This window comes from Bacillus sp. ok061, assembly GCF_900108285.1.
Classification (GTDB): Bacteria; Bacillota; Bacilli; order Bacillales; family Bacillaceae_G; genus Bacillus_A; species Bacillus_A thuringiensis_S.
The window spans coordinates 1-2,533 of sequence record NZ_FNUW01000079.1 but is presented as its reverse complement, the minus strand read 5'-3'; the positions used below and the strand labels follow the sequence as shown (position 1 = coordinate 2,533).

The following is a 2,533-nucleotide window of genomic DNA, read 5'->3' as shown; positions in this document are numbered from 1 at the left end:
GAATTACGGTATATATGACAAACATTCCTACGGAATGGGTGCCAAAAGAGAAAATCTATGATTTATATTCATTGCGTTGGCAAATTGGCGTGTCCTTATCTGGACACGCCAATTGCCCAGCGCTATTTGTACATGGCGGCGACTCCTTCGGACAGATAGATTGGTAGAACGCATATTCCCCAAACTACTCCAGTAATTACACCATCTGAAATAACACGTCCCATACCCACTAATTATTTTTCATCAAATGCGTAAATGGCGTATCAACTTTGATTGCACATTCGTTCCAAATCATTACTTGTTAATTTAAGTGAATTCCACCATAAAGATTCATATAGGTTTAGTAATTGGTCAAAGTTATTAGGGTGTTCCGTCTTATAATTTATATATCACTATATAATTACCTCTTGATTTTTTTATATTATAGTTCTACATCAACACATAATATATAACTTTTTCTCATTGCTTATTGAACTAATCTGCTCCGTTCAAGAAGAACCCTATCAGTTTAAATAACTCATATTTTGGCAAAATTAAATCAATTCAAATGATACCCACCTTTTAGTAATCTCAGAAAATTTCTTAGTCGCAAGTGAGGTTGGTTTTCTTATAGCTAATCCAATAGTTCGATAGCTATCACTTTCAAGTGGAATGGCTGCAAAAGAAATTTTTGATGTCGGTATAATCATTTCTGGCAATATACTAATTCCTAGATTATTCTCCACCATGGAGATCACTGAATATTCATATTTTTGAATCGAATATTGGGGCTAACTTTATTCTCCCTAAATATTTTTTGAATATCATCATAACACTGATGTGTTGGCATAATAAAAGGTACATTTTCTATTTGTTGCATTGATACTTGGTTTTCCTTACATAATGGGGATTGGTTAGATACAACACATAAAAGTCGATCCCTCTTCAATTGTACGATTTCAAAGGATTTTTCAAATGATTCAAAGTAAGTATCATTATTAATAAATCCACAATCTAATCTCCCGTTTTGTAACCAATTCTCAACTTCAGCATAGTTTCCTTCCAGTAATTCGATTTCAATATTTGGAAACTTTTCCTCCATTTTTTTAAGAATACCAGGAATCCAATTTTTAGAAATACTCGAAAAAACCCCCACTCTTACTGTTCCTTTTTGGAACCCATTGATAGCGGCTACTTCCTGCTTAAGCATGTTGTTATAGTATAAAATTTTCCGAACGGTAATTAAAAGCTCCTCTGCATTTTTGGTCAATGTTAAAGTAGAGTGATTACGAATAAATAAAGGAAAGGAAAACTCTTTTTCCAAGCTGCTAATTGCATGACTTACAGCAGATTGAGTGAAACCTAACACTTCTGCAGCTTTTGTAAAACTATTGAGTTCTGCCACTTTGTTAAATATTTCATATTTTGTTAAAGTCACTATGGCCCTCCTCATGAATTTTATTCATGTCTCCATTATATTTCTTCGTTTTATTTAATGCCATTACCAACATACAATAAGTGCATGCTCTATTATATGACTTTTGGCAAGGGATGTATTTTTTATGGAAGGATGAAGTGAAATGCAAAAAATTTTAGTTACAGGTGCTGCAGGTAAGATTGGCCAAGACGTTACAAGGTTCCTAGATGAGCAAGGGAATTACCAGTTACGGCTAGCAGATATTAACTTATCTGCTTTAGAAACTTTTAAAGATACAAATCATGAAATCATATATTTAGATGTTTCTGATTTAGCTGCTTGTCAAGAATTTACGAAAGGTATAGATATAGTTATACACTTGGCAGGTAATCCTTCGCCAAATGCTGATTTTTATGGCTCCTTATTAGAAAATCATATAAAGGGAACCTATAATATTTTTAGAGCTGCTAGTGATAATAATGTATCGAAAGTAATAGTTGCTTCCAGTGCTCAAACAATTGAAGGCTATCCTTTGGATTATCAACCACATGCTTATTCACCCACGAGACCTAAAAATATGTACGGGGTAAGTAAGTGTTTTGCAGAGGCTGTTGCTTCTTATTTTGCTTATGAAGAAGGGTTACAAAGTCTTGCTATTCGTATAGGTGCATATGATGATTATAATCCATATGGTAAACCACTAACAGCTAGAGATATGAGTGCATACTTAAGCCCAGAAGATTTTATGGACCTTCTCTTAAAGTCGATGACAGCAAAGAACTTACCTCCATTTTCAATTTTACATGGTGTATCTAACAACAGGTTTAAACGAATTGATATTGAAGGAACAAGAAAGTTAGTTGGTTATAGCCCAAGTTCTGATGCTTTTGTACTAAGTGGTATTAAGTTTTTTGATTCTTGATAAAGGCATATCTAGAAAAGAGATTATATTAGTGTTATTTAGCTTTTATTTGTTCTATTTTCAATAGATGAAGTTTCTATAATCGGAATATTAAAATTTTATTATATAGGGCACGCTATTCTTCCGCCTCATTTGTGGAACAACTCTATTGTCACCACTAGTTCCACAGAGGTTCTGTTGCAAAGTTTAAAAAAAGTATAAACGAATCGGTAAAT

At 33.2% G+C, this 2,533-nt stretch carries 1 protein-coding gene and 2 pseudogenes; 1 reads left to right on the top strand and 2 read right to left on the bottom strand.

All coding sequences use genetic code 11. The annotated features are described in order from the left end of the window. Positions 1-140: 140 nt before the first annotated feature. Both C4S65_RS35630 and C4S65_RS33845 read right to left on the bottom strand, forming a co-directional pair. Positions 141-386, bottom strand: a pseudogene (locus C4S65_RS35630) (GNAT family N-acetyltransferase); the annotation flags it as partial. Positions 387-533: 147 nt separating this feature from the next. Beyond that, positions 534-1,417 (bottom strand): annotated as a pseudogene (locus C4S65_RS33845) (LysR substrate-binding domain-containing protein). Positions 1,418-1,559: 142 nt separating this feature from the next. Between C4S65_RS33845 and C4S65_RS33840 the strand changes: the two are divergent. After that, positions 1,560-2,318: an NAD(P)-dependent oxidoreductase gene (locus tag C4S65_RS33840; protein WP_103945932.1), complete on the top strand. Its 759-nt coding sequence runs from the start codon at positions 1,560-1,562 to the stop codon at positions 2,316-2,318. Positions 2,319-2,533 lie beyond the last annotated feature (215 nt).